Annotated in this window: 29 protein-coding genes; 9 read left to right on the forward strand and 20 right to left on the reverse strand. The window is 43.5% G+C overall.

What is annotated here, in order from left to right:
• Positions 1–65 precede the first annotated feature (65 nt).
• From fliD to pyrR, 6 genes are all read left to right on the forward strand, one after another.
• A complete protein-coding gene (gene fliD, locus FWE37_01750) occupies positions 66–2048 on the forward strand; it encodes a flagellar filament capping protein FliD (protein ID MCL2519716.1) in 1983 nt (660 codons plus the stop codon).
• Between the two features lie 12 nt (positions 2049–2060).
• Complete coding sequence (locus FWE37_01755) at positions 2061–2888, forward strand: hypothetical protein (protein MCL2519717.1); 828 nt, start codon at positions 2061–2063, stop codon at positions 2886–2888.
• 6 nt (positions 2889–2894) lie between these two features.
• Positions 2895–3161: a hypothetical protein gene (locus FWE37_01760; protein MCL2519718.1), complete on the forward strand. Its 267-nt coding sequence runs from the start codon at positions 2895–2897 to the stop codon at positions 3159–3161.
• Entirely contained in the window at positions 3161–3571 is a 411-nt protein-coding gene (tsaE, locus tag FWE37_01765) for a tRNA (adenosine(37)-N6)-threonylcarbamoyltransferase complex ATPase subunit type 1 TsaE (GenBank protein ID MCL2519719.1), read from the forward strand. The genes FWE37_01760 and tsaE overlap by 1 nt, the downstream gene beginning before the upstream one ends.
• The gene (gene tsaB / locus FWE37_01770) at positions 3552–4208 is read left to right on the forward strand and encodes a tRNA (adenosine(37)-N6)-threonylcarbamoyltransferase complex dimerization subunit type 1 TsaB (GenBank protein MCL2519720.1); all 657 of its coding nucleotides are present in this window, start codon (positions 3552–3554) and stop codon (positions 4206–4208) included. Before tsaE ends, tsaB begins: the two co-directional genes overlap by 20 nt.
• A gap of 81 nt (positions 4209–4289) precedes the next feature.
• Positions 4290–4847: a bifunctional pyr operon transcriptional regulator/uracil phosphoribosyltransferase PyrR gene (gene pyrR / locus FWE37_01775; GenBank protein ID MCL2519721.1), complete on the forward strand. Its 558-nt coding sequence runs from the start codon at positions 4290–4292 to the stop codon at positions 4845–4847.
• 64 nt (positions 4848–4911) lie between these two features.
• Here the strand turns inward: pyrR and FWE37_01780 are convergent, their stop codons facing one another.
• The 7 genes from FWE37_01780 to ffh are packed head-to-tail and all read right to left on the reverse strand — an operon-like array spanning position 4912 to position 9188.
• Positions 4912–5766 (reverse strand): pyridoxamine kinase, encoded by an 855-nt coding sequence (locus tag FWE37_01780; protein MCL2519722.1) that lies wholly within the window; start codon positions 5764–5766, stop codon positions 4912–4914.
• A gap of 30 nt (positions 5767–5796) precedes the next feature.
• Positions 5797–6165, reverse strand: a complete 369-nt coding sequence (gene rplS, locus FWE37_01785) for a 50S ribosomal protein L19 (GenBank protein MCL2519723.1) — start codon at positions 6163–6165, stop codon at positions 5797–5799.
• Positions 6166–6169: 4 nt separating this feature from the next.
• Positions 6170–6859, reverse strand: coding sequence for a tRNA (guanosine(37)-N1)-methyltransferase TrmD (gene trmD, locus FWE37_01790; GenBank protein ID MCL2519724.1), 690 nt, complete (start codon positions 6857–6859; stop codon positions 6170–6172).
• Between the two features lie 19 nt (positions 6860–6878).
• Positions 6879–7388 carry a ribosome maturation factor RimM gene (gene rimM, locus FWE37_01795; GenBank protein MCL2519725.1) on the reverse strand — a complete coding sequence of 170 codons (510 nt, stop codon included), beginning with the start codon at positions 7386–7388 and terminating at the stop codon, positions 6879–6881.
• On the reverse strand, positions 7378–7611 hold the full coding sequence (locus FWE37_01800) for a KH domain-containing protein (GenBank protein MCL2519726.1): 234 nt from the start codon (positions 7609–7611) through the stop codon (positions 7378–7380). Before FWE37_01800 ends, rimM begins: the two co-directional genes overlap by 11 nt.
• Positions 7612–7613: 2 nt before the next feature.
• Positions 7614–7856, reverse strand: a complete 243-nt coding sequence (rpsP, locus tag FWE37_01805) for a 30S ribosomal protein S16 (protein ID MCL2519727.1) — start codon at positions 7854–7856, stop codon at positions 7614–7616.
• The gene (gene ffh / locus FWE37_01810; protein MCL2519728.1) at positions 7857–9188 is read right to left on the reverse strand and encodes a signal recognition particle protein; all 1332 of its coding nucleotides are present in this window, start codon (positions 9186–9188) and stop codon (positions 7857–7859) included.
• Between the two features lie 82 nt (positions 9189–9270).
• Here ffh and FWE37_01815 point away from each other — a divergent pair, with 82 nt between their 5' ends.
• On the forward strand, positions 9271–10086 hold the full coding sequence (locus FWE37_01815) for a hypothetical protein (protein MCL2519729.1): 816 nt from the start codon (positions 9271–9273) through the stop codon (positions 10084–10086).
• On the opposite strand, the gene FWE37_01820 is transcribed toward FWE37_01815, so the two are convergent.
• The 7 genes from FWE37_01820 to FWE37_01850 all read right to left on the reverse strand — a co-directional run bounded on the left by FWE37_01820 (position 10083) and on the right by FWE37_01850 (position 16700).
• Positions 10083–10796: a metal ABC transporter ATP-binding protein gene (locus FWE37_01820; protein ID MCL2519730.1), complete on the reverse strand. Its 714-nt coding sequence runs from the start codon at positions 10794–10796 to the stop codon at positions 10083–10085. The genes FWE37_01815 and FWE37_01820 overlap by 4 nt on opposite strands.
• Positions 10797–11083: 287 nt before the next feature.
• Positions 11084–11575, reverse strand: coding sequence for a 6-carboxytetrahydropterin synthase (locus tag FWE37_01825; protein ID MCL2519731.1), 492 nt, complete (start codon positions 11573–11575; stop codon positions 11084–11086).
• Between the two features lie 198 nt (positions 11576–11773).
• Positions 11774–13048 carry a UDP-N-acetylglucosamine 1-carboxyvinyltransferase gene (gene murA, locus FWE37_01830; GenBank protein ID MCL2519732.1) on the reverse strand — a complete coding sequence of 425 codons (1275 nt, stop codon included), beginning with the start codon at positions 13046–13048 and terminating at the stop codon, positions 11774–11776.
• Positions 13049–13120: 72 nt separating this feature from the next.
• Positions 13121–13303, reverse strand: coding sequence for a 4-oxalocrotonate tautomerase family protein (locus tag FWE37_01835; GenBank protein MCL2519733.1), 183 nt, complete (start codon positions 13301–13303; stop codon positions 13121–13123).
• Between the two features lie 81 nt (positions 13304–13384).
• Positions 13385–14011, reverse strand: coding sequence for a hypothetical protein (locus FWE37_01840; GenBank protein ID MCL2519734.1), 627 nt, complete (start codon positions 14009–14011; stop codon positions 13385–13387).
• 108 nt (positions 14012–14119) lie between these two features.
• Positions 14120–14764 carry a hypothetical protein gene (locus FWE37_01845; protein MCL2519735.1) on the reverse strand — a complete coding sequence of 215 codons (645 nt, stop codon included), beginning with the start codon at positions 14762–14764 and terminating at the stop codon, positions 14120–14122.
• A gap of 4 nt (positions 14765–14768) precedes the next feature.
• Positions 14769–16700: a 4-alpha-glucanotransferase gene (locus FWE37_01850; protein MCL2519736.1), complete on the reverse strand. Its 1932-nt coding sequence runs from the start codon at positions 16698–16700 to the stop codon at positions 14769–14771.
• Positions 16701–16823: 123 nt separating this feature from the next.
• Between FWE37_01850 and FWE37_01855 the strand changes: the two genes are divergently transcribed.
• Together FWE37_01855 and FWE37_01860 are read left to right on the forward strand one after the other, a co-directional pair.
• A complete protein-coding gene (locus tag FWE37_01855) occupies positions 16824–17087 on the forward strand; it encodes a toxin (protein MCL2519737.1) in 264 nt (87 codons plus the stop codon).
• Positions 17088–17089: 2 nt separating this feature from the next.
• Complete coding sequence (locus FWE37_01860; protein ID MCL2519738.1) at positions 17090–17344, forward strand: hypothetical protein; 255 nt, start codon at positions 17090–17092, stop codon at positions 17342–17344.
• On the opposite strand, the gene FWE37_01865 is transcribed toward FWE37_01860, so the two are convergent.
• From FWE37_01865 to FWE37_01890, 6 genes are all read right to left on the reverse strand, one after another.
• Positions 17345–19138: an alanine--tRNA ligase gene (locus FWE37_01865; GenBank protein ID MCL2519739.1), complete on the reverse strand. Its 1794-nt coding sequence runs from the start codon at positions 19136–19138 to the stop codon at positions 17345–17347. It lies immediately after the preceding gene.
• Between the two features lie 32 nt (positions 19139–19170).
• The gene (locus FWE37_01870; GenBank protein ID MCL2519740.1) at positions 19171–19527 is read right to left on the reverse strand and encodes a hypothetical protein; all 357 of its coding nucleotides are present in this window, start codon (positions 19525–19527) and stop codon (positions 19171–19173) included.
• Complete coding sequence (locus tag FWE37_01875; protein ID MCL2519741.1) at positions 19528–20256, reverse strand: ImmA/IrrE family metallo-endopeptidase; 729 nt, start codon at positions 20254–20256, stop codon at positions 19528–19530.
• Between the two features lie 64 nt (positions 20257–20320).
• Complete coding sequence (locus FWE37_01880) at positions 20321–21538, reverse strand: DUF1073 domain-containing protein (GenBank protein MCL2519742.1); 1218 nt, start codon at positions 21536–21538, stop codon at positions 20321–20323.
• Positions 21539–21600: 62 nt separating this feature from the next.
• Positions 21601–22722 (reverse strand): PBSX family phage terminase large subunit, encoded by a 1122-nt coding sequence (locus FWE37_01885; protein ID MCL2519743.1) that lies wholly within the window; start codon positions 22720–22722, stop codon positions 21601–21603.
• A 75-nt stretch (positions 22723–22797) separates the two neighbouring features.
• A complete protein-coding gene (locus FWE37_01890; protein ID MCL2519744.1) occupies positions 22798–23010 on the reverse strand; it encodes a hypothetical protein in 213 nt (70 codons plus the stop codon).
• Positions 23011–23609: the final 599 nt, after the last annotated feature.

Here is a 23609-nt window from a genome sequence, read left to right on the forward strand (position 1 = left end):
TATAATAAATAACAACAAAAATTGGGCTAACTTGCCGAAACTTAACTATAACGGAGGGAAAAACTATGAGCAACACAATGCCTATCCCCGGTGCGGCAGGCAGCCGCTTTGCCCCGTTAATTGAGGCCCTTTACGAGCAGGAGCTGGTGCGCCGCCGTCCTTTAGAGCAACGGCTGGAAACTTCGCAGCACCGGCAGCAAGCGTGGTTTGAAACTAATCGTAATTTAACTAACTTACGCAGCGGCTTAAGCCGTTTGCAAGGGTTTGAAAGTATCTTTGGCGACCGTATTGTTAATAATGCCAACGAAAATGCCCTATCGGTGATGGTGCGCCGCCACACTACGCCGGCCGAAATAGAATTTGAAGTTTTTCAGCGGGCCGAAGCCGACCGCTTTTATAGTAACGAACTGGAGCTTAATCATCATTTTAATGCCGGTAGTTACACCTTTTTGGTGGGCGAGGCCGAAATAAATGTGGGTTTTGCCGGCGGTAACATTAACGAATTTGTGCAGGCCATTAATGCCGCCGAGCCCGATTTGCTGCGGGCCAGCGTGCTGCGTACCAGCTTAAACCGTAACACTTTATTTTTAGAGAGCCAGCTGGTAGGCCGCGACAATATCCTCGATTTTAGGGGCGATGCCCGCCCGCTGGCCTTTGATATTGGCTTAATTACCGACCGTATAGAGGGCCGCTACCAAGTGGTAAGCGATACCAACGGCGGCCTGCGCGTAGGTAGTGACCTCGATTTAAGCCGTAATTTGCGGCTACAGCAGGGGCGGATTGTTAATGTGGCCCTGAGCGGCGAGGCCCCCAATATGCTGCGCGAGGGCGCTTTTATCGAGCTGGACTATCGGGTTAGGCCGCGTCCGGAGGGTTTTATGCGCACCGCCGGCCAGCCGGATAATCAGGCGCAAGCCGTGCGCGAAGGGCGTTTGGCCCGGCCCGGCGAGGTAGACCGGGTGGTTATCCCCGAAATCAGCGGGCAGGTAACAATTTTTGCCCAAGTTGACGGGCGGCTTTTTGAGCTGGCCGGTTTAAGCGAAAGCAGCGATTTTACCACTATTCAATTAGATTTGGGCCAGCTGGAGGGACGGCTAGAAAATATCATTTTGGCCAACACTAACACCGCCTACGAGGTAGAGACGCAAAATATCAATGTTTTTATTCCCGGCGATGTCGATTTTATCCCGGTTAATCCGGCCAGCCGGGCTCAAGATGCCGAATTTACGATGGACGGTATACGTATCTCTAGGCCATTTAACGAAATAACCGATGTGCTGCCCGATATAGATTTTACTGTAAGGCAGCCTAGTAACGGTGCTTTTACCGTTTCGGTGCGGCACGATGTGGACGGGGCGCTGCAAGCGATTGATGATTTTTTGTGGCTGTATCATTTAAATATGGCGCAGATTAACATTGTAACGCACCGTGCCGGCAACCGCGAGGTGGTGGAGGAGCTGGCTTTTTTTACTCCCGAGCAGCGCGAGCTGGCCTTTGAGGATTTGGGGCTTTTTCAAGGCGACCAAACGTTTTTAAATTTAAAAAATCGCCTGCATACCATTATGATTAACGCCCATCAAATTGGCATTGGCACTGATGACACACGTATGCAAATGCGCGAACTGGGTATTGCCACCAATTTAAACACCGGGCAGCTTACTTTGCAGGCGCAGCGGCGCGGCTACTTCGAGATGAATATGGGCGAGCTGCGGACGGCTCTGGAAACTCGCTGGGACGATGTGGCCGATTTTTTTGCCAGCAACTCGGAGGGGGCGGTCATTCCCGACAGAGGCTTGGCGTTTGAGATGAACAATCTTATTAATAGTTATGTTAATACCGGCGGGATTATCCGCAGTCGTACCGATAATTTAACTCGGCAAATTGCCGCCGAACAGCGGGCCATTGATAACTTTAACGAGCGGCTGGAGCAACAACGGGCACGTTGGGAGCGTGATTTTGCCCAAGCGGAAGCTGCCGAGCGGCAGATGGAACGCTCGATGCAGCAAATGGATAACATGTGGAATAATAACAATAATAATAGGCGTTAAAAATAAATAAAAATGATTTTAAAAATAAACAATGAGCAACTTAATTTTGAGCTGGAAGCCGAAGAAACCGAGCTTGGCCATATTTTAGATAAACTGATTATTTACCTGCGGGACGAGGGTTATGTCTTGCTGCAAATTAAGGTAAATGATGGAGTTATCGATTTAAAAACCGCCGATTGGCAGCGGCTTAAACTGACCGAAATTAACGAACTTAACTTAACGGCCGAACTTATGCTGGAGCTGGACGAAGCTGTTTACGCCCTTAAACTCGCCGAAGAGGCGCTGTTGGCAGCTAATAAGGCGGCGTTGCTCAAAATGCAGCCGATGTGGCTTAAATTGGCTTACAGTATACGTTTTTGGCTGGCCGGCTTTGCTGTAGAAGAAAAACTTTATGCGGCGTTGTTGCAGTTGGATTCTTTACCGCTAGAGGCGGCTTCAAAACTAGTTAAGTTATTTATTGATATGCTAAACGAAAAAGAGAACGAACTTAACGATGTTTATACCGAACTTAATAAAACAATAACAGATTTATGTGATCATAAAGATATTTTAACATCTTTGTCTAAGGCGTTTCAGCAAAATAACGATGCTAAAGCTATGCAAGATATGTTAAATTTTATGCAGCTTTTTCAAAAAATTATCCGCCTGTCATCTTTTATGCCGATAGGTAAGGCCAAAGAAGAATTGGTTAAGTTACTTAACGAGTTATCGGGGCAGCTCTCGGCTTTTACCGAAGCCTGTAGCGCCCGCGATTATATTTTGGCGGCCGATATAGCCGAGTACGAAATTAGTGAACGTTTGCCGCGTTTGCTGCCGATTATCGCTTTACTTAAAGAATAAATAAAAATGAAATTAATAGAAATAAAAGATATTCAATACGAAGAAACAGCGGTTTATTACCGGCAAAAATACGAAGGAATAGCCGTCTTCGATTTTGAACAAGCCGGCGGTATCAACGAAGTGCCCATCTTTTTTGTGGTAGAGATTAACCCTTTAGGCGAAAAAAAAGTGTTAATCGAGTTTAAAAAGAATGTGCATTACCCGCTTATCCCGCTGCTGCGCCAGTTGCGTGCCCGTATAGTTACTATGAAAGAGGACGGTTCGCTTTTTTAATGCTATTATCAAGCAGTGAGCAGCTGGAAGAATTGGCCATTGATTTTGCTAAAAATTTAAATGGCGGCGAAATTGTTGCTTTGTATGGTGGCTTAGGAGCCGGTAAAACCAGCTTTGTACGGGCGGCTTGTAAAGCTTTAGGAGTACAAAGGGTAACCAGCCCCAGTTATGGCCTCATTAATATTTATACCGATGGCAAATTTAAAATTGCTCACCTCGATTTGTACCGCTTAAGCAGCCTTGAGGAGTTTTTAATGATTGGCGGTGATGAGGTGATTAAAAACCACCTAAGTTTTATCGAGTGGCCCGAACTGATTAAAGATGAATTAACCCATTGTATAAATATAACTATCGAAATTGCCGGCGATAACGGCCGTAAGGTAACTATAGATGAACATTTTAGCCATTGAAACCGCTGGTGAGGTGCTCTCTCTAGCTTGTTTGTATAATAATAAAATTTATGAGCTAAGTTATAATGTGGGTTTTAAGCATATCGAGCTGCTTCTGCCGGCCATCGATTTACTTTTTAATGAGGCTCGGCTGGATATTAACCAGATTAATTTATTGGCCATCAGCAGCGGGCCGGGTAGCTTTACTGCCTTGCGGGTTGGTTATAGCAGTGTTAAAGGCTTGGCTTTGGCTAAAAATATCCCTATTGTTAGCGTGCCAACTTTACCGGCTTATGCAAGTTCGCTTCGTAATCAAGAAGTGCTGGTGGTATTTGATGGCCGTAAAAATCGTTTTTATGCCGAATTGTTTATTAATAATAATTCAATTTACGGCCCAATGGATATTACTTTAGATGATTTAATAATTAAACTTAAAGCTTACCCTAATGTTATTATCACCGGCCCGGCGGCTCCGCTTTTAAATTTAAATTATGAGATAGATGAAAATTATAATAGCCCTAAGGCTAAATTTTTAATACCTTTAGCGCAAGAGATTTATCAAGAGTGCGGAGCCGATGCCGATAGCGCCGGCCCCAATTATTTACGGCTTAGTGATGCCGAGTTAGCTTTGCAGCCGGCTAAAGCGCATAATCTTTAGTAAATATAGCTGTTTAACCATTGACAGAGTACTCTTTTTACGTTATCATATAACAATTTGTTTTTTATTTGAGGAGTATCTGTGAAAAAAGTAATTTTGGATAAAGATGATGTTAATGTCATCATCGAGCGTTTGGCTATCGATGTTTACCAACATATAGCTCGCAAGCACAACAATTTAGCTTTTATCGGCATTCAAAGCAGGGGCGATAAGATTGCCTTGCGCTTAAAGCAGCTTATCGAAGCTAAGCATAAAAGAGTTGGTAATAATTATGGCGAAATCCCACTGGGGATACTTAATATTAATTTTTACCGAGATGATTTAAAGAAAAATTCTGAAGCGCCATTGGTAAACGATTTTAAAATAGATTTTGATATAACCGGTAAGCATGTGGTGCTTGTAGACGATGTTTTTTATACCGGCCGTACCGTCCGGGCCGCTTTAGATGCCATTTTTGATAAAGGCCGGCCGGCTAAAATTAGTATGCTTACTTTAATTAAACGGCCGGGCCGCGAACTGCCTGTTTTACCGGAGTTTGTTGGGCTTGATTTGCGGGTGGGTGATGGCGAATATGTTAAGGTAGAGCTTACTGAGGTGGAAGGCGAAGATAAAGTAACCGTCTTTGATAGGCCAAACTAAGCAGTTAATAACTAATAGTGAATAATTAATAATGGCCGCTTGGCGGCCTTTTTATGGCAGTTTGTTAAATTACCTTAAAATCACATTCTTCGTCGCCTTGCATTAAGCTGGGCAAAGCCGGCTCTAGGCAAAGCTCAAGGTTATACTCTTTAGCCAGTTTAGCGCATTTATAAAGATAGCTGGCGGCTTGTTTAACGGCCCTTTCAAAAGTTAATCCCTGTAAAAGACGGCCCACTAAGATGCTGGCAAAACTGTCGCCGGTGCCATGTAAAGAATGCTCAAAATTTATATAAGGAGTACTTACACGAAAGAATTGGCCTGTACCGCTATCGTAAGCGTAACTGGTAATGTGGTTATCCCCAGCGTGATGGCTGCCGGTTAAAACGATTTGTTTAACCCCTAATTTGTGCAGGGCCAACAACATCTCTTTAGCTTCTTCCTCAGTAACGGCTAGTTTTACTTCACGGCCCAATAAGAAAGCCGCTTCCGTTAAGTTAGGTGAAGCCGCCGCCGCACGTCCGATAAGTTTTTTCATAGCAGAAACTTGGTTATCGTCAAAACCATGATAGAGCGCGCCGTTGTCTCCCAGTACCGGGTCGACAAAAATAAAACCGGGTTTAAAGCTATCGATATAACTTTCGGCGATGGCTACTTGGTCGGGGCTGGCAAGGTACCCCGAATAAAAAGCATCAAACTTTAAGTTAAGTTCTTGCCACAAAGGAATAAACTTTTTTAGCTCATCACCCAAATTAAGCACCGATGGCAGCACGCTAAAACCAAAGTGATGGGCCAGTAAAGCCGTTGGCAACGGACAAACTTGGCAATTTAAACTGGGTAAAATCGTACTAACTGCCGATAAGCTGGAACGGCCATAACCACACAAATCGTGCATGGCCAATACTTTAAAGGGAGGAGTCATTATAACCTCTTTTTCTTTTTTAAAGTTATCTTAATTACCGGCTACTTTAACGCGTTTTTGCACTAATTGCTTAACGTTGGTAGCTTTACCTACGCGGTCGCGCAAATAATATAACTTAGCTCGGCGCACACGGCCGCGCTGTACCAGCTCTACCTTTTCTAGGCGCGGGCTATGCAGCGGGAAAATCTTTTCCACACCAACGCCAAAACTTAATTTGCGTACGGTAAAGGTGCGGCTAATCCCGCCGTTATTTTTAGCAATTACTGTACCTTCATAAATTTGCACGCGCTCGGTTTTGCCTTCAACAATTTTAAAGTGCACCTTAACGGTATCACCAATGCTAAAATTTTCGGCCTCATCTTTAAGTTGTTTAGCTTCTACTTGTTTAATTAAATCCATAACATCAATCCTTTTTTATTATCGCTTCATTATGCACAATTTCCCCACGATTGGCAAGGGTTTTGGCCATACTTTTTGCAAATCGCCACTTTTTTATTTCGTGGTGATTGCCGCTTAACAACACCTCCGGCACTTTATGACCGCGCCAGTCTTCGGGGCGGGTGTAGTGCGGGTACTCGAGTAAATCATCGTTAAAGCTTTCTTCTGCAAGACTTTGTTCGTTAATCACTCCCTCCAGCAGCCGCATTATACTATCTACAATCACAAGGCCGGCCAGCTCGCCGCTTGCCATTACATAGTTACCAATACTCATTTCTTCATCTACGTAACAATCTATAATGCGTTGGTCAATCCCCTCGTATCTGCCGCAAATCAAGATAAGCTCGCTCTGCTGGCTTAACCTAACGGCAGCGGCTTGATTAAAAAGCCGTCCCGAAGGTGTAGGGTAGACGATGTAACTGCCGGCCGTTTTGTGCGCCTCGATGGCCCGGCCCAGCGGTTCGGGTTTAAAAACCATGCCGGCCCCGCCGCCAAAAGGGTGGTCATCGCATTTTTTATGCTTATCGGTAGCATAGTTACGAATATTTATATTGTTATAACTTAAAGCTCCCTTAGTTATGGCCCGTTTAGCGATAGAGCTGGTAAAGTACGGCTCGATGATTTCGGGAAAGAGTGAAAGTAACGTAATTTTCAATCTTAAATACCTTTATAAATTACTCGCTAAACAGACAGTCATCGTTTAATAGCTCGATGGTACCGCCGTTTAAATCTACTTTCCCTACAAAGTGGGCAATAAAAGGTAAATAAGCCGGGCGGCCGTTATTAAGTTTTAGCTCCAATAAAATGTGGGCGGCTTCGCTGTAAGCTACCACTGCGGCGATAACTTCCCCTTTAAAAACCACTTTTAAGCCAATTAAATCGGCCACATAATATTCATTGTTCGCCAAAGCGGCAGCTTGCCGGCGCGTAAGCCACAATTCGCTGCCGGTTAATAACTTAACTTCTTCGGGGCTGTTAATACCCTCAAAGTAAAGCACCGCTATTTGCCCTTTAAGTTCGGCTTTAACCACTTTAAATTCTTCTTCGTGTTCTCTTTTTAAAGTAACACTTTGTCCGGCTAACTTAACAAGGTGCGCTAATTCGCCCGACAAACTTTTTACTTTAATGCCGCCGTGTACGCCAAAGCTGGAGCCAAGCTTGCCGCTTAATAGTTTAGCTATCAATTTGCAAGATGACGCGTTCGCTGTCGGGATTATTTTGCGCCGCCAATAAAGTGCGGATAGCTTTGGCGGTACGGCCATGTTTGCCAATCACCCGTCCTAAATCATCTTTAGTTAAAAAGAGTTTAAGCAGCGCCCCGTCTTCGTTGCGGCTTTCGGTTATAGTTACGGCTTCGGGCTGCAAAGCTAGCTCTTTAGCAATAAATTCGATTAATTCTCTTTGCATAACTATAAAGTAATTTTATTTTTACGGAATAAATCTTTAACCGTTGGGGTAAGCTGCGCCCCTTGCCCCAGCCATTTTTGGGCCAGTTCGGTATTTACTTTAAAAGTATCCACCTTTTCTACCGGCTTGTAATAACCAAGCTCATCTAACACTTCGCCATCGCGCGGCTTGCGGGCATCTACAGCTACAATCCTATAATAAGGCCTTTTAGGTGCACCAAAACGTTTTAATCTTATCTTTACCACTTAAACTCCTTTCCCAAGCCCTTGCATTAGTTGGGCTTGATACTCTTTATTTTTAGTTAATTTTTTCATTTGCAGCTTCATTTTCTCGAAGCGGTTTAAAAAACGGTTTACTTCCACAATCGTGGCGCCGCTGCCCTTAGCAATCCGTTTACGGCGGCTAGGGTTTAAAATAAGCGGATTATTGCGTTCTTTTAAGGTCATACTTAAAATAATGGCTTCTTCGCGGCTAATTTGTTTTTCGTTAAAATTGGCTTCAATGTCTTCGGCTTTAACGCCGGGCAACATCTTGGCCAGTTCGCCGGCTTTGCCCATCTTTTTAAGCTGGGCGATTTGTTCAAGGTAATCGGCTAAGCTAAAAGTTTTACTCATAAGCTTAGCTTGCATTTTTAAGGCGTCTTCGGTGTCCACCACCTCTTGGGCGCGCTCCACAAGGCTAACAATATCGCCCATACCCAGTATACGGCTGGCCACGCGGTCGGGGTAAAACGGCTCGAGGTTATCCAGCTTTTCGCCCACACCCACATATTTAATCGGCCTTTCGGTAACGCTTTTAATACTGAGGGCGGCACCGCCGCGCGTATCGCTATCGTACTTACTTAAAATAACCCCGGTAATGCCTACCTGCTCGTTAAAACTTTTGGCGATGGCGGCGGCGTTTTGGCCGGTCATGGCATCGGCAACCAGTAGTTTTTCATCGGGCTTTGCGATGTCGATAAGTTCTTTAAGTTCGGCCATTAAGGCCTCATCAATTTGCAAACGGCCGGCGGTATCGATAATTACCACATTATATTGATGTTTAGCGGCGTATTTTAAAGCCGCTTTAATGCGTTTAATAACATGGGTTTCTTCGGTAAAAACCGGTACCTCAAGCTGGGCGCCCAACGTTTGCAGCTGCTCTACGGCGGCGGGGCGGCTTAAATCGGCCGCTACCAATAACGGCCGGCGGCCTTCTTTTTTTAAAAGCCCGGCCAGCTTACCGCTGCTGGTGGTTTTACCGCTGCCTTGCAGCCCCAGCATAACGATGACCGAGGTTACATCGGGGTTTTTTAAATTAAGTTTAACTTGCTCATCGCCGAGTAATTTAACTAAACGGTCGTAAAGAATTTTAATGAATTGCTGGCCGGGATTAATTCCTTTAAGCACTCGTTCGCCCATAGCCTCTTCGCTAACGGCATTAATAAAACGGCGCACCACGCGCAAATTTACATCGGCCTCGAGCAAGGCGGTTTTAATTTGCTCGATGCTTTCTTCAATATTTTTATCGGAGATACGGGCCTTGCCGCTAAGGCTACGGCCTATCTCACTAAAGGTGTTTTGCAATTTATCAAACATAATACATAGTTACTATAAACCACTTAAGAGGGCTTTGTCAATAGTCAAAAACTATGTTACTATACCTTAAGCAGGTATTTTAATGAGTAAGTCCGGAAATGTTGCTGATATTTATAATTTATTTCAAGATAAAATTTTACGTGCAGCCGTAGCTAAAAAATTGGGGGTTGCGGCCGCTTTAACGGGGCAGCCATTAATGGAAGCCCTAGCCCAAATTACTCAGCTTGATTTAGGCCGCAAAACTTTACACGCTGAACAAATTAAAGATAGCGGCGGCCTAGAGTATTTAACGGGTTTAACTAAACTTAATATAGGCGACCATTATTTATATCATTTAAATATAGATAAATTAACGAATTTAACGCAGCTTTTAGCTTATTGGAACTATCCCGAAGAGTTAGATTTAAGTAAGCTTACCAATTTAACCGAGCTTGATTTAGGTGATTGCGATTTATCTCTGCTGGAAAGTTTAGATGTAACTGGGCTCGCCAAACTTACTAAACTTAACCTTATTTCCTGCGGTTTATTTAATAACCTTAATATAGAAGGCTTAACCAATTTAGCGGAAGTAGATGTAAGCCTTAACTCTTTTGTTAGCCTAGATATAAGCACTTTAATCGGCTTAAAAAGTTTTGATGGTTTTGTCTGTAAATTAACCGCTCTTAAAGTTGGGCAGCTGCCTCACTTAACGGGATTAAACTTAACATGCAACGAATTAACCCACATCGATGTAAGCGGCTGCCCCAATTTAACGAAGCTTTATTTAAATGGTAATAATTTAAGCCGGTTAGATATTAGCCATAACCCGTTATTAGAGGAACTTTGGTTGGATAAAAAGACAACAATTAGGGGCAGAGAGAATTGCCCCAAAGTTATAATTAAACACGATAAAAATTAAGGGACTGCCTTACCAAATAACTTATTAAATTCATCACTCTTAAAAAGTTGCTCCGGCTTACCTTCATTAATTAAGCGGCCATCATTTAATAAAAAAACATAATTAGCGTATTGTTTAACCAAATTAAAATCGTGCGACACCATCAAAATAGATAAGTGGTATTCTTTTTGTACCAAAGCAATTAACTGGTAAAATAACTCGCTGCCGTTTTTATCAAGGCCGGTGGACGGTTCGTCAAGCAGTAAAAGTTCGGGCTCGTTCATCAGGGCTAAAGCCAAAAAGACACGCCGCAGCTCGCCGCCCGACAGGGCCTCAAGCGGTCTGTCAATTAAACCGGCCGCCGCCACTTTACTAAGGGCTTCTTCAACTTTAGGCCGGCACTTTTTGCTGTTAAGCAAAAAAATGGGCATTTTATGGTAGGTAAGCAAAAATAAATCCAGCACATTACAGGGGTTATCGTGGCCAAAAGCTAGTTTTTGCGGCACATAACCAATACGCGGTAAGTTTTTTTTGCCGTTAAAGGTAATTTGCCCGCTGTGTTTTACTTCGCCGATTAAACTGCGCAGCAGGCTGCTTTTACCGGCCCCGTTAGGACCAACTAACGCCGAAATAGCGCCGCAGTGCAGCCGTAAGCTAACATCTTTAAGGATAACTTTACCATGCTCATAAAGTGATAGGTTGTTAATAAAGGTGGTGCAGCTGCCGTTCATTATCTTAAAGTATATCGTTAAGCATAGTTACAAAGCTGCTGCCTAACATAATAACAGCTATACAAATAACTACAAAAATAACAAAACCGATAAGCGGAATAACGCCGAGTTTACGCAAATAACTTTTCTTTTTTTTCATCTTAAAACCAATATATGCCGTATAGTATAACTTAAGAAAGTCTTTTTTGTCAAATGGTTATAAAAAGCGGTAACTATCCGGCTACAGGTACTAAAAAATAAAACACCCCCTTTTTAACTAAAGAGGGTGTTAATAAGGCAAGCCTTAACTACTTAAAAGTTTTACTAGCCGCATTCATGGCCGATGAGCGCATGGTAATTTTTTTAATCGGCATTTTATCTTTAAGCAATTCATAAAAAAGCTCGCATAAATTTTCGCAGGTAGAAACTTTTTTGGTAACCACAATCCTGTACTCGGGGTAAGACCAAGCTAAAGGGTTATCAATTTTTTTAAGAGGCACACAATATTTAGGGTCGTTAATAATGCCTTCCTTTTTGTAAGTGGCTAAAACAGCCTCTAAAAGAGGGTCGCCTTCCTGAAACAACGAGGCATGGTGAAAGTGGTCGAGCACCTCCCACGCTTTTTTAACGCCTTCTTTACAAGCATGAGCAAAACCGGTTACCGGGTCTACTTTGTCTTCCAGCTCGATGGTTAACAGGCCCGAATGCCCATGCAGGTGCTTGGCCTCGCACGGCCAGTTCATAAAGCGGTGAGCATACTGAAAATCGAGGTTAATAATTGAGGTGTACAAATCGTTCATCGTTTTAAATCTCCTTCTAAAAATTAAAAATAATAATTATTATTTATTTTATGATAGCACAAACTTATAGCTTTGTCAAGCGTAATTTTTAAAAATATTTCTAAAATGATTTGAGTAACCACGAAAGGCGTTAAATAGACGCAAGGTATAAAATTTTACCGGTTATTTTTGCCTATTTCGTGGTATTAGTAATTTTTTTTAACTTTCTACTTTTTTAATATGGGCGCCTAAAGCCGTTAGCCGGTCGGCAATATGTTCGTAGCCGCGCTCAATTTGGTAAATATTACTGATGGCGCTGGTGCCGGTAGCGCATAAGGCGGCAATTAGCATAGCCATACCGGCCCGTACATCGGGGCTGGCGAGGGTAGCGCCTTGCAGCTGGCTGCGGCCGCTGACGACGGCCCGGTGTGGGTCGCACAAAATAATCCGCGCGCCCATACTCACCAGTTTGTCCACAAAAAACATACGGCTTTCGTACATTTTTTCATGAAATAAGATAGTCCCTTCACACTGTGTAGCGGCGATAATCATGGTGCTCATTAAATCGGCCGGGAAGCTGGGCCATATTCCATCGGCGATGGTGGCAATGGCGCCGCCCATATCATTTTCCATCTGCATTTTTTGGTTTTTACCCACAAAAATGGTACTGCCGCCGGTTTCCCAGCTAATGCCCAGTTTTTTAAAGGCCAGCGTTACCATACGTAAATCTTTAGCCTGTACATTGTTAATGGTTAGTTCGCTGCGGCAGCAGGCAGCAAGGCTGATAAAACTGCCTACTTCCATAAAATCACTGCCGATAGCAAATTCGCAGCCGTGCAATTTATTAACACCTTTAATATTTAAGCGGTTGCTGCCAATGTTAGCTATTTTAGCGCCCATCGCCACCAGCATATGACACAGGTCTTGCACGTGCGGCTCGCAAGCGGCATTATTAATAAGGGTATCGCCTTCGCTGAGGACGGCGGCCATAATGGCGTTTTCGGTGGCCGTTACGCTGGCTTCGTCTAAAAAGATGTCGGCCCCTACTAATTTATTGGCAGTTAGATTGTAGTGGCTGGATATTTCTACCCTTGCCCCTAAAGCCTCTAGGGCTAAAAAATGGGTGTCTAAACGGCGGCGGCCAATCACATCGCCCCCCGGCGGCGGCAGCTGTAATTTACCGGCACGGGCTAAAATAGGCCCGGCAAATAAGATAGCGGCGCGGATTCTTTTAAGCGGCTCGGCCGGCAGCTCGCTGCTAATGTTGGTACATTTTACACGGAAAACACCTTTGCTTTCGTGCTTTACCGTACCGCCGATGGCCTCTATCACGCTAAACATTACTTTAACGTCTTCTATCTCGGGGATATTTTTAAGCAGCACCTCTTCATCGGTAAGCAAACAAGCGGCGATGCAAGGCAAAGCCGCATTTTTATTCCCGGCTACCGTTATAGCCCCACTCAGCGGGTATCCGCCTTCAATTACATATTTCATAACGTTATTTTAAGCTAAATTAGCCCCGCTGTCAAGGCGATGAGGGGAACCCTCCGCCCATTAACTTTAAAGTTACTTATCGGCGATAAGCACGCCGCCTACACCCACATTTTCTTTATCGTTTTCTTTAATAAATACGGTAAACGCTTGTTCCGGAATGTTCATTACCTGCGCTGCGGTAGTTGTAAAATCTTTTACTAACTTACTTTTTTGCTCTTTGCTTAATTTACCGCCCTCTAAAATAATTGTTGGCATAATTACCTCCGCCTTAAATTTGGAATACCTCTATTATAAACTATCTTTAGCTTAACTTCAAGGTGATTTAAGCTCTAATTTTTAATCACGGGCAAAAAAATCGGCATCAATAACCGGCCCTTTGGGCTCGTTTTTAGGGTCGGAGAGTTTGGCATAAAATTCGGCTAAGGTGGCCGGGTTGGCAATGGCCTCGTCTACCAATTTATTTACCAAGTAAAAAAGTAAAGCTACCATAGTTTCGTCATCGCCGGTGTCAATAACCAGCGGTTTAATGCCTTTAGGGCCGCCAACTTTAGCCTGACTAAAGCTGGCAAAAAAGTGCCGGCTGGCCAAGCTGCGCTCTACAATATATTCTATATCGTTGTTATTATTATCACCTTTAGCCCCTAAATGCATAAATAAACGGCGCATAGCCTCGCGCAAATAAGCGGCGGCGGCAGCAGGAGCCAGCAGACTGATGGAGCGGGCTTTATCGTAATATTCGTAAACCTCTTTAGGCATAAAGCTATGCGGCGCCGGCGCCGAGCCAAGCATAGGGTAAATTAACTGGCCGCTTACCCACAAAGTCATTTTTTTGCAGAGCAAACACACGGCCATATTAACCGAATTAGGCGTTAAAGTTAGCTGCTGCCACTCTTGGCTGGCGTAAACGCCGCAGTGCGGGCAGTTAAAGGCGCTGGCATTAAAAATAGGTACAACATAATCCATATCTTAGTATACTCATAAATGGCGGTTAAATCAATAAGTAATATGTAATAAATAATCGTTAATAGCCGGAGGAAGCTATCTTTAGTGGCATCTATTATCTATTAGTTATTAATTATTATCTAAATCGCCGTTTTCTATAAACGAATAAAAAGTTTCGGGGCCAACAATTATATGGTCGAGCAAAGTTACTCCTAAAAAGCCCGAAATTTCTTGCAGCTGTTTCGTAAAACTTTTATCGGACGGCGAGGGGTGAGTGCCGCCTGCCGGGTGATTATGCACGATGATGATGGCGTTAGCGTTATCTATTAAAGCTTTACTAAAAATTTCGCGCGGGTGGGTAACGGTTTTGGTAAGGCTGCCTTTAGTTAAATGATGAATTTTGATAAGTTCCTGCGCTCCGTTAAGAGTGAGCAGCAAAAAATTTTCCTCCGGCGCATCGGCTAAGAACGAGACATAGTGGTAAACATCGGCCGAGCTATTAATAAAACGTTTGCGGATATGGCTGCGCCGGATAAATTCGTGGGTGGCGATAAAGGTGGTTACCGCCGCTTCGGGTAAAGTTGTGCCAGCTAAATGCTCGTAACTTAATTCTTTGTTAATAATTAATTGATAACATAAATTAATCTCTTCCGGCTCTTCGCTGGCTATCATAATGGCTACCAACTCTCTATCACTTAAAGAGCCGGCGCCATCTTTAATTTTGTGCCGTAAATCTTTAAGTGATAATTGATTATCGCCGCTATCCAAAGCCACTTAACTACCGCCACTCATTTAAAGATTTTAACCATAAACTAAATTGTTTGTCGTTAATTAATTCTTCCAGCTGCGGCTTCATGCGGTAGCTCCAGTTGTCTTTACCCACCGTTCCCGGTATATTAATACGCTCCAGCTCGCTATCGGCCTCGCGATAGTTATCGCTTACGGCAAAGTAATCTTGCAGTTGCAGCATAACTATTTGGGCCGAGCAAATTTTAAAAAAGCCGGTGAGCAACGAGCCGGCCAGCAGCGGGCTAAGTTCCGGCTGGGCGGCCAACGCTTCGGGTAGCTGTAAAGCCTTAAGCAGGCCGGTTTTATCACTTTCTTCCCGCCACCATAACCTGATGGGGCTGCTATCGTGCACCGCCAGTGTGGCCACCGCCTTAAAAGGATAATGGCCGGGGTTGTCCCACGCCGGCGGGCTGGTTTGCCAGTTGCGCTTCCAGCGCATAACGGCTAAACTAAGTATTTTTAAGTTAGTTAGCACTTTAGGCACCACAAGGCTAAGCGCTCCTAAATCTTCGGCACACACCAACATATCGGTGGTGCCGGCCATTATACCCAGTAGTTCTTGAGCTTCGGCCTCCCATAAATGTTCGGCTGCCGCCATTTTGCCGGCTATTAAATTATCAAAGTTTTGCCTTTCGCCGTCATTTAAACTTTGGTAAGAACGGCTGTTTTGGTAATACCACGTGGGGTAATAGTTACCATCTTTTAATAATAAAGCCCGGTTACTATAAAAGCCGTATAAAATTTCTTTAGCTTGCTCGCTAACGGCCAGCTCGAAGATGGCTTTATCGCCTTTTATTTTATCCATATCAAAAAAGTAAAGGTTATCGTTTATCTTTTTAAAGAGCGGCAAAGCTAACTCTTTTTCGGGGCCTAAGTTGTTTAATTCATCTTCAAAGATATGCGGGGCGCTTAGCCAATTTAAACGTTCTTCGCCAAAACGCTCGGTAATTTCGGCTTTAGTAAGGGCCGGAAAGGGGTCAAAATGGCCTAAAGCAGCCCGGTAATCGTCTTTATTAATGGCCCAAATCCTAAAAAAACCGAGTACGTGGTCAATCCTGTAAGCATCAAAAAACTTAGCGGCTTCGGTTAATCTAAGCTTCCACCATTTAAAATCTTCTTTGCGATGAGCCGCCCAGTTGTAACAAGGAAAGCCCCAGCGTTGGCCAAAATAACTAAACTGGTCGGGCGGGGCGCCGGCTACCTGCGTTAAATCAAACAGCTGCGGGTTACTCCACACATCGGCCGAATCCTCGTTCATCATAATGGGAATATCGCCTTTTAAGTACAGCCCCAGTTCTTTAATTGTTTTACAGGCAGCATTTAATTGCAGTTGCAGCTCGTATTGCAGCCAAACATAATAAAAACATTCGACTTTATTTTTGTGATAATAATCGTCAATCTTAGCAGGTGTAACTTGCCGGTAACTTTTCCATTCGGGCCAGCCTTTGCCTTTGTTGGCGTCCTTAAGTTGCTTAAAAACGGCATAAGTTATTACCCAACCGTTAGTTGCCAGCCACTTATTAATCGCCGGCTCGGCCATAATGGCCTCTTGGTTAGCCTCATAAACCTCGCTTAAAAAGCCCAGTTTGGCCTTAAGCACGGCGGCATAATCTACCCGGTTGGCCCCTTTAAATTTCTTAAGGAGTTTTTCCAGCTGGGCCGTGAGGCCGGCGGCAAAAGTTATATGGTTAAGGTGCAAATAGATAGGGTGCAAAGCCACGCTGGACAAAGCCATATAAGGCGAGCTATCATCGCCGGTATCGTTAATAGGCAGCAGCTGGATAAGCTTAAAACCGGCCTCCGCCGCCCAGTGGCCAAAAAGACTTAGGTCGTTAAAATCGCCGCAGCCTAAACTGTTATTACTTTTTAAAGCACTGATAGGGATTACCACCCCGTGATATTTTGCGTTATGGTTCATCATTATTTAGCTAGTATATCATTAAAAACCAAAAACTGCAAATATTTATTTTAATTAATTTAACCAAAGACTTTAGTTAGCAAACAATTTGATTGACTTTATGGGTAAAGTGTACTATTATTATCTATGTACTTTCGCTGGAATGGGGAGAAGGAAAAAACATTAAATAATACCCGTGAAATATCTTTTGAAGAAATAGTAAAATCTATTAATAACGGCGGGTTAATTACTACCGAATTAAATAAATTATATAGTAATCAAATAATTTTTGTTGTGCGCATTAAAGGGTATGTTTATGCTGTACCGGCTGTTCCCGAAGGGGATAATTGTTATTTTTTAAAAACGATTTATCCTTCGCGAAAACTTAATAAAAAATATAAGGATACTTAACCATGAATGATGAATATTTAGATAAACGTTACGATGAAACCCCGCTAGATGATGAAGAGCGTGAGTTAGCAGCTATGATTGAGCGCGGCGAGCTTGACCCGCGTGACGATAGGTCAATTATTGTAAAAGTAAAGGTAGATGATTTAAATAAAATTAAAGATAAAGCCGCACAGTTAGATATTTCTTATCTAACACTGATTAGGAGCTTACTTCATCGTTACGCTACCGAGCAAATTAAGATGGATAATTATTTTTAATTATTCTAGCGCCGCCCTAATGCGCCGTATACCACGCGCACTGCTTTGCTCTTTGGTAATTTTAAAAACACCAAGCCGGCCGGTGGCCTCTACGTGCGGCCCGCCGCATAACTCCAGCGAAAAATCGCCAATTTTATATACTTTAACTTGTTCCTCGTAGTTGTTAAATTGCGCCTGCGCTCCCAGTTTTTTGGCCTCTTCCAAAGACATAATGGTCATCACAACGGGGTGATTGGCTGCTATCTGTTCATTAACAATTTTTTCGATGGCAGTAATTTCATCGTTTGTTAAGGCGCGCTCAAAGTTAAAATCAAAACGCAGCCGCTCGGCGGTGATATTGCTGCCTTGCTGGGCCACCTCGTTGCCTAAAACCCGCCGTAAAGCCTCATTTAAAAGATGGGTTGCCGTGTGGTATTTGGTGGTTTGCTCGCTGTTATCGGCCAGCCCACCTTTAAAACTACCGCCTTCGCCTTTGCTGCTCTCTTGATGTTTGGCAAAGGCCTCGTTAAAGCCGGCTACATCAACGCTCAGGCCATGTTCGGCGGCCAGCTCTTCGGTAAGCTCGAGGGGAAAACCAAAGGTATCGTACAACCTAAAGGCCACCCGGCCGGCTAAAATTTTGTTAGGGTTTTTAAGCAGATTAGGCAGCAGCTTGGCAAATTCTTTTTCGCCTTGCAGCAGGGCTTTGCCAAAAAGTTCTTCTTCAATTTTTAATTCATGCTGGATAACTTCACGCTTGGCCAACATTTCAGGATAAATATCCTGAAAGATATTTAAGACAATATCGGATAATTGAGCGATAAAAGCTCCTTCTATGCCTAATTTACGGCCCATACGCACCGTACGCCGGATTAAACGGCGTAAGATATAACCCCGCCCAACGTTAGAGGGTTTAATATCCACCTCATCGGCCAGCATAATGGTGATGGTGCGGCTGTGGTCGGCAATAATACGAAAGGCACGGCCCAATTCGTTATCGTTTGTGCCGCCGTATTTTTGGCCGGACAGCTCTTCAATTTTGGCTAAAATGGGGGTAAATAACTCGGTTTCGTAAACACTGTTATAGCCGTTAAGTAGCATAACCATACGCTCTACGCCCATACCGGTATCAATATTTGGTTTGGCTAGCGGTGAATAGCCGCCGTTTTCGTCCTTATTATATTGCATAAACACGTCGTTCCAAATCTCGATAAAATGGCCGCAGCTGCAACCGGGCCGGCAATCGGGCCCGCAAGCCGGGATAGTGGTAGTTAAAAACATCTCGCTATCGGGGCCGCAAGGACCGGTGCTGCCGGCCGGCCCCCACCAGTTATCGGCTTTGCCAAGCGCATAAATATTTTGCGCCGGTACGCCCAGTTTTAGCCAGATAGCCTCCGCCTCATCATCACGCGGGATACCGTCCTCGCCGGCAAAGATAGTTACATATAATTGGCTGAGCGGTATGCCCAGTTCGTCCTTAATAAAGGATGTGCTTAAAGTTAGGGCCTCTTCCTTAAAGTAATCGCCCAAGCTCCAGTTGCCCAGCATTTCAAAAAAGGTAAGATGGCTGGTGTCGCCCACGCTATCAATATCGCCGGTGCGTATACATTTTTGCACACTTACGAGGCGTTTGCCGGCACCATGCGGCTCGCCCAGCAGGTAAGGCACTAAGGGGTGCATACCGGCGGTGGTAAAGAGCACGGTGGGGTCGTTCTCCGGCACCACACTGCGGCCGCCGATGAGAGCGTGGCCGTGTTTAACAAAAAAATTAATATATTTTTGGCGAAGTTGGCTTGAGGTTATGTTCATGCGGATAGTTTAGCATAATTGAGGGAGGAATGGCAAGATTAAACCCTTTTTATATTAGCAAATAATAACTTATTATCTTCTTCTATATAAATAAAACGATATTTTAATACCGCTTTATCAAGTAATTCTATAGTAAGCAAAAAACTGCGCCGGCTATCTTTTATGTGCAACATAGGTTGTTTATCAGCTATTTTAGTGAGAGTTTCTAAAAAATAATCGCAAACATCGTGTTTATCTTTGTTGGCGCAAACAGCTATATCATTATCGAGTAATTTTTGTAATCGCTTCCTGAATTTATATCCAAAAATTAAATAACTCTTTTCTTTATTACACTTCTTTATATAAGCCTTTAATTCTGCTACTTTATGCCGGCATTCAGCTATAGTTACAGCCATTTAATTAACCATATCCCTTTCTATAGCTTTTTCTATCACCATAAAGGCTTCATCTATCTCTTCGTCGGTAGCCAACCTAAAAGGGTCTTCTATACCTTCTTTTACCATCTCTTCAAAGTCGTAATCGTCCTCTAGGGCCACCTCTTCACGGCGGATTTTAATAACCTTTTCGGCAACGCCTAACTCGGCGGCTAACTCTTTATCATTTTTTTTACTGCCCGCTATCATCATTTTATAGGGAGCCGCCAGCACCGCCGCAAAGTAGTTGGCTTCACGCTCAAGCTGTTTATCTTGGGAAAGGCCGTATTTACTAATTGCTAAATTAATTACTTCTTGTAATTTAGCGCTCTGTAAAATATTGTTATAAATAAGCAACAAAGCAATACGTTTAGCTTCTTTTTCGTCTGTTACCGTTTGGTAGGCAACTCCCTCATCGCCCAGCTCGCGGCAAAAAACTCTATCGCCATGCCTTAAAAAAATATGGCCAAGTTCGTGGTTTACGGCAAACCACGAATCTTCATCGCTAGCCGAGTTAGAAAGCACAATAAGCTTATTAGGCACAATAACAAAGGCATGGTTTTTATCGTCATTAAAACCGGCCTTAATTAAAGTTATTTTTTCTTCGGTAAGTATTCTTGCAAAAGAATTATCATATTTAAGTTGTAACTTACGCGCTGTTTTATAAATTTCGTAGCGTCTTGCAACGGATATATCGCCTATGGTCGCCATTTTTTTATTCCTCTTGTTTATATTATACCCCTATTTAGGTTATTTGTAAAGGCCGCCGGCAGCCCTACAAAAGCCCCTCCCGCTCCAACGCCGCTGTATATTCCTCCTTAGTAAGTAATCCCTCTTTAAATAACGCCGATAAACGGTTTTGTTTGCTTACCTTAACGGCCTCTTCTTCTTTAATGTCTACAAGTTTTAAGTTACTAAAGGTATAACTATAATCGGGTACAAAGCCGCATACTTTGCGTAGCGCAATGGGCAGCAGCTCGTTTAAAACGCGGCGGGCGCGCGGCCTTATCACACTTTCGATGGTAGCGTAGTAGTTATCCATATCTTCCTCGCCGCTGCTAAAGCCGGAGGCCGACAGGCCGAACAATTTGGTTAAAGGCATACGCAACGCCGAAGCCACCGTAATGCGGTTTTCGCGCAAAATATCGGGCAGGCCGCTAAAGTTAATTTGTTTTTGCTCGTAACTATCGTTACTGCCCAGCACCAGCAGGCTGCGATAATCTTTTAGGCGGGCGATGGTCTCGGTAAGGTTGCTAAGCCGTTTGGTGCCGCTATCGGTAAGCAACTGCTCGCTTAGGCCGTCAATCTTAAGTATATCAATTTTGGCCTCGTCCAGTAGCTCGTAAATAACGCGCTGGTTTTTTTGCCAGTTACGCACTGGCAATAAAGTGCGCTCGAGGTCGCTTAAGCCCCAGCCCTTTAACTCTTTATCGTATAAGGCCGGAGCGTCGGTACCTTTTAACAAGATAAGACGGCTGGGGTCAACCGTTATGCCGTTATAAACAAATTCACTGTTTTCATCATAATAATGCGCTTTGTCGCCTAATTGCCATCTATCCAATGCCCTAAAGCCTAAAATGGTATCTTTATTAACTTTATCGGCAAAAAACGGTTTATTAAGCGGCTCATCGTTGATGATAAGAATAGCCCCGCCGCCGTACAAAGCCGCCGCCAGCATCGCATTTTTGAGGGCTTGATAAGGGCTTTGCAGCCGCAGCCGTTTACTATTAGCGGTGTTCAGTACAGCCATCTCATTTAAATAATGAGACACATCGTTAAGTTGTTCATTAGTTAGCTCATCGCAACGCAGAGTAAGGCCGCCGCGTAAAGCGTCGTCCACCGGCACGGTGATGGCCGTTTGAATTTCGCTTTGTTTAGCGAAGGCACTGCTTAACAGCCGGCGCGATAAAGTGATGAGGCCGCCGTTCATAAATTCTTCGTTATCTAATTTTTTTATACCAATTAATTCTTTTAAACCGTTTTCGTGTAACAAAATAATCTTCTCCTTTTCATTAAGAATTAATAACTAAGATTTCTTAATTTTTAGTTATTAATTTATATTACTTCCAATAACGATACCTTTTTGCCTATATAAGCCGACAGCGCATAACGCATAGCATCGATGGTGTGGTTGTTGTTGTCTTGCGGTTGATTAAGGACTTGCCCGGTATATTTATCCACCTTATATTTATAATTATTTAGTTCGTATAAAGTGTTGGGGCAGTTCTCGCTTACCACAATTTGTTCAAAACCCTTTAAATAATAAATTCCCGCAGCTACGCTGCCTTTCCCCTTAGGGGCATCACGGATACAAAAGCCCGCCGCCCGAAAATGAGTGGCTAAATCGGGCCGGCTGTTATCGGCATAAATGAGGGCGTCAAGCGGCAGCTTTGCTTTAAAGATGGCTACAACTTCTTCAATCGTTTTTTTATGTAAGTACAGCTCTTCCCAGATGTACAACTTTTTGTCCTCGATAGTGCAGCCTACAAGGGCCGTTGGGTCGTTGGCAAAACCCCAATCAAGGCCGTACATTAAAACTTTTCCCGGCTCCGGATTTAATTTCCCCTCCGTAAAATGTTTATAAAAAACCAATTCTTCCCGGTTTTCAATAATTTCTCCCAGCCAAATTGCCCGGTAGCGCTCATAATTATGCTCTTTTTCGTAAAGGGCTTCGTTTTTGAGTACCTCCGGCAAAAAGGGGTTTTGGTCGTAATTAATGTATAACAGCAGGCAATCGGGCCGGTCGTTTTTAACAAAACGTTGGTAAACCGGGCTGTCGGCGCGTTTAGGGTTAAAACTAATCCAAATTTCGCTGTCTTTAGCCCGGATACTGGGGATTAACACCTGCCAAGCCGCTTCTTCCACGTCTTCGGCCTCCTCGATAAAGCAGTAATCTATCTCCTCTAAACTGCGTAGATTGCTGCTTTGTTTACCGTTTAGCCCCATAAACAGTAGCTCGCTGCCGTTAACACATTCTATTTTGTTGCTGCGTAAGGTAAAATAATTTTCGAGACCAAATTCGCTAATTAAATTACTGTAAATTTGATAAACGCTCTCTTTAAGTGAGCGTTGTACCGCCCGCAAATTGAGTATGCGTTTTTTGCCGCTTAAAGCTAAAATTAACAGCATACGTACCATACTTTGGCTTTTGCCGCCGCCCCGCCCGCCGTAAGCCACTTTATAGCGCCGTTTTTCGCTGAAAAAGGGGATAAAAGGCTGAGCAATTTGCAGGGTAAGGTTGTTAGCCGCTCTTCAGTTTTGGGCCTGCTCTTCGCTAGCGGCCTTGACCGGAGCTATCACCACTAAAGGCGGCCGGTTGTCGGCTGCTTTGGCTTTAGCGGCTTCGGCTGTATAATCAAAAAATATCTTTACCGCCTTCATATCGCCGTCTATAAGCCGGTTTGCTAACACTTTAGCTACTACCTCGTTACCGCTTGTACTGTTATCGTTTGCTAATTTGAGCAAAGCTTTTTCTAAATATTTACTAAATGCCTCCGTTTTTTCTGTCCTCCCTTAGGGGGTAATTAACGGCGGGGCGGAGGTTGGCTTTAGAGAAAAAATGATAAAAGTAAGATGGGATTATATTGACATATTATAAGTTATAATATATTTATGTTGGTAAATGGATTTAATATTAGGTACAAAATTTTACCTTGACAAAGCCGGCTGCCTATATTATAGTGGTTAAAAATGGCTTAAAGCCAATGGTATAGGAACCACCTCTGCACCTTAAAGATATTGATATAATATTAATAAGGAGGAGAGAAGCAATGAAAAAGCAAAATTTCATTGTAAAAGTGCTGCTAGCACTTAAGGTTTGCTACCACTTGCTAGCAGCCATTTTGCCACATTAGTGGCACAGTTTAAAAAGTTTGAATACTTTTTCCCGCCCCTGTTTCGCCGCAGGGGCGGCTTTTATTAGTAAAGTATAACGGGTTTTTAGTTATTTGTCAAGCTTCCTAAAAGACTAAGAGATATAAAATTATTAATTAACAAAACTAAACTGTTTTTTAATAAAAGGGCTTTACAAAATAAACCGGCTATATTATAGTAAACAAAATGGC

It is taken from the genome of Spirochaetaceae bacterium (assembly GCA_009784515.1).
GTDB lineage: Bacteria > Spirochaetota > Spirochaetia > WRBN01 > WRBN01 > WRBN01.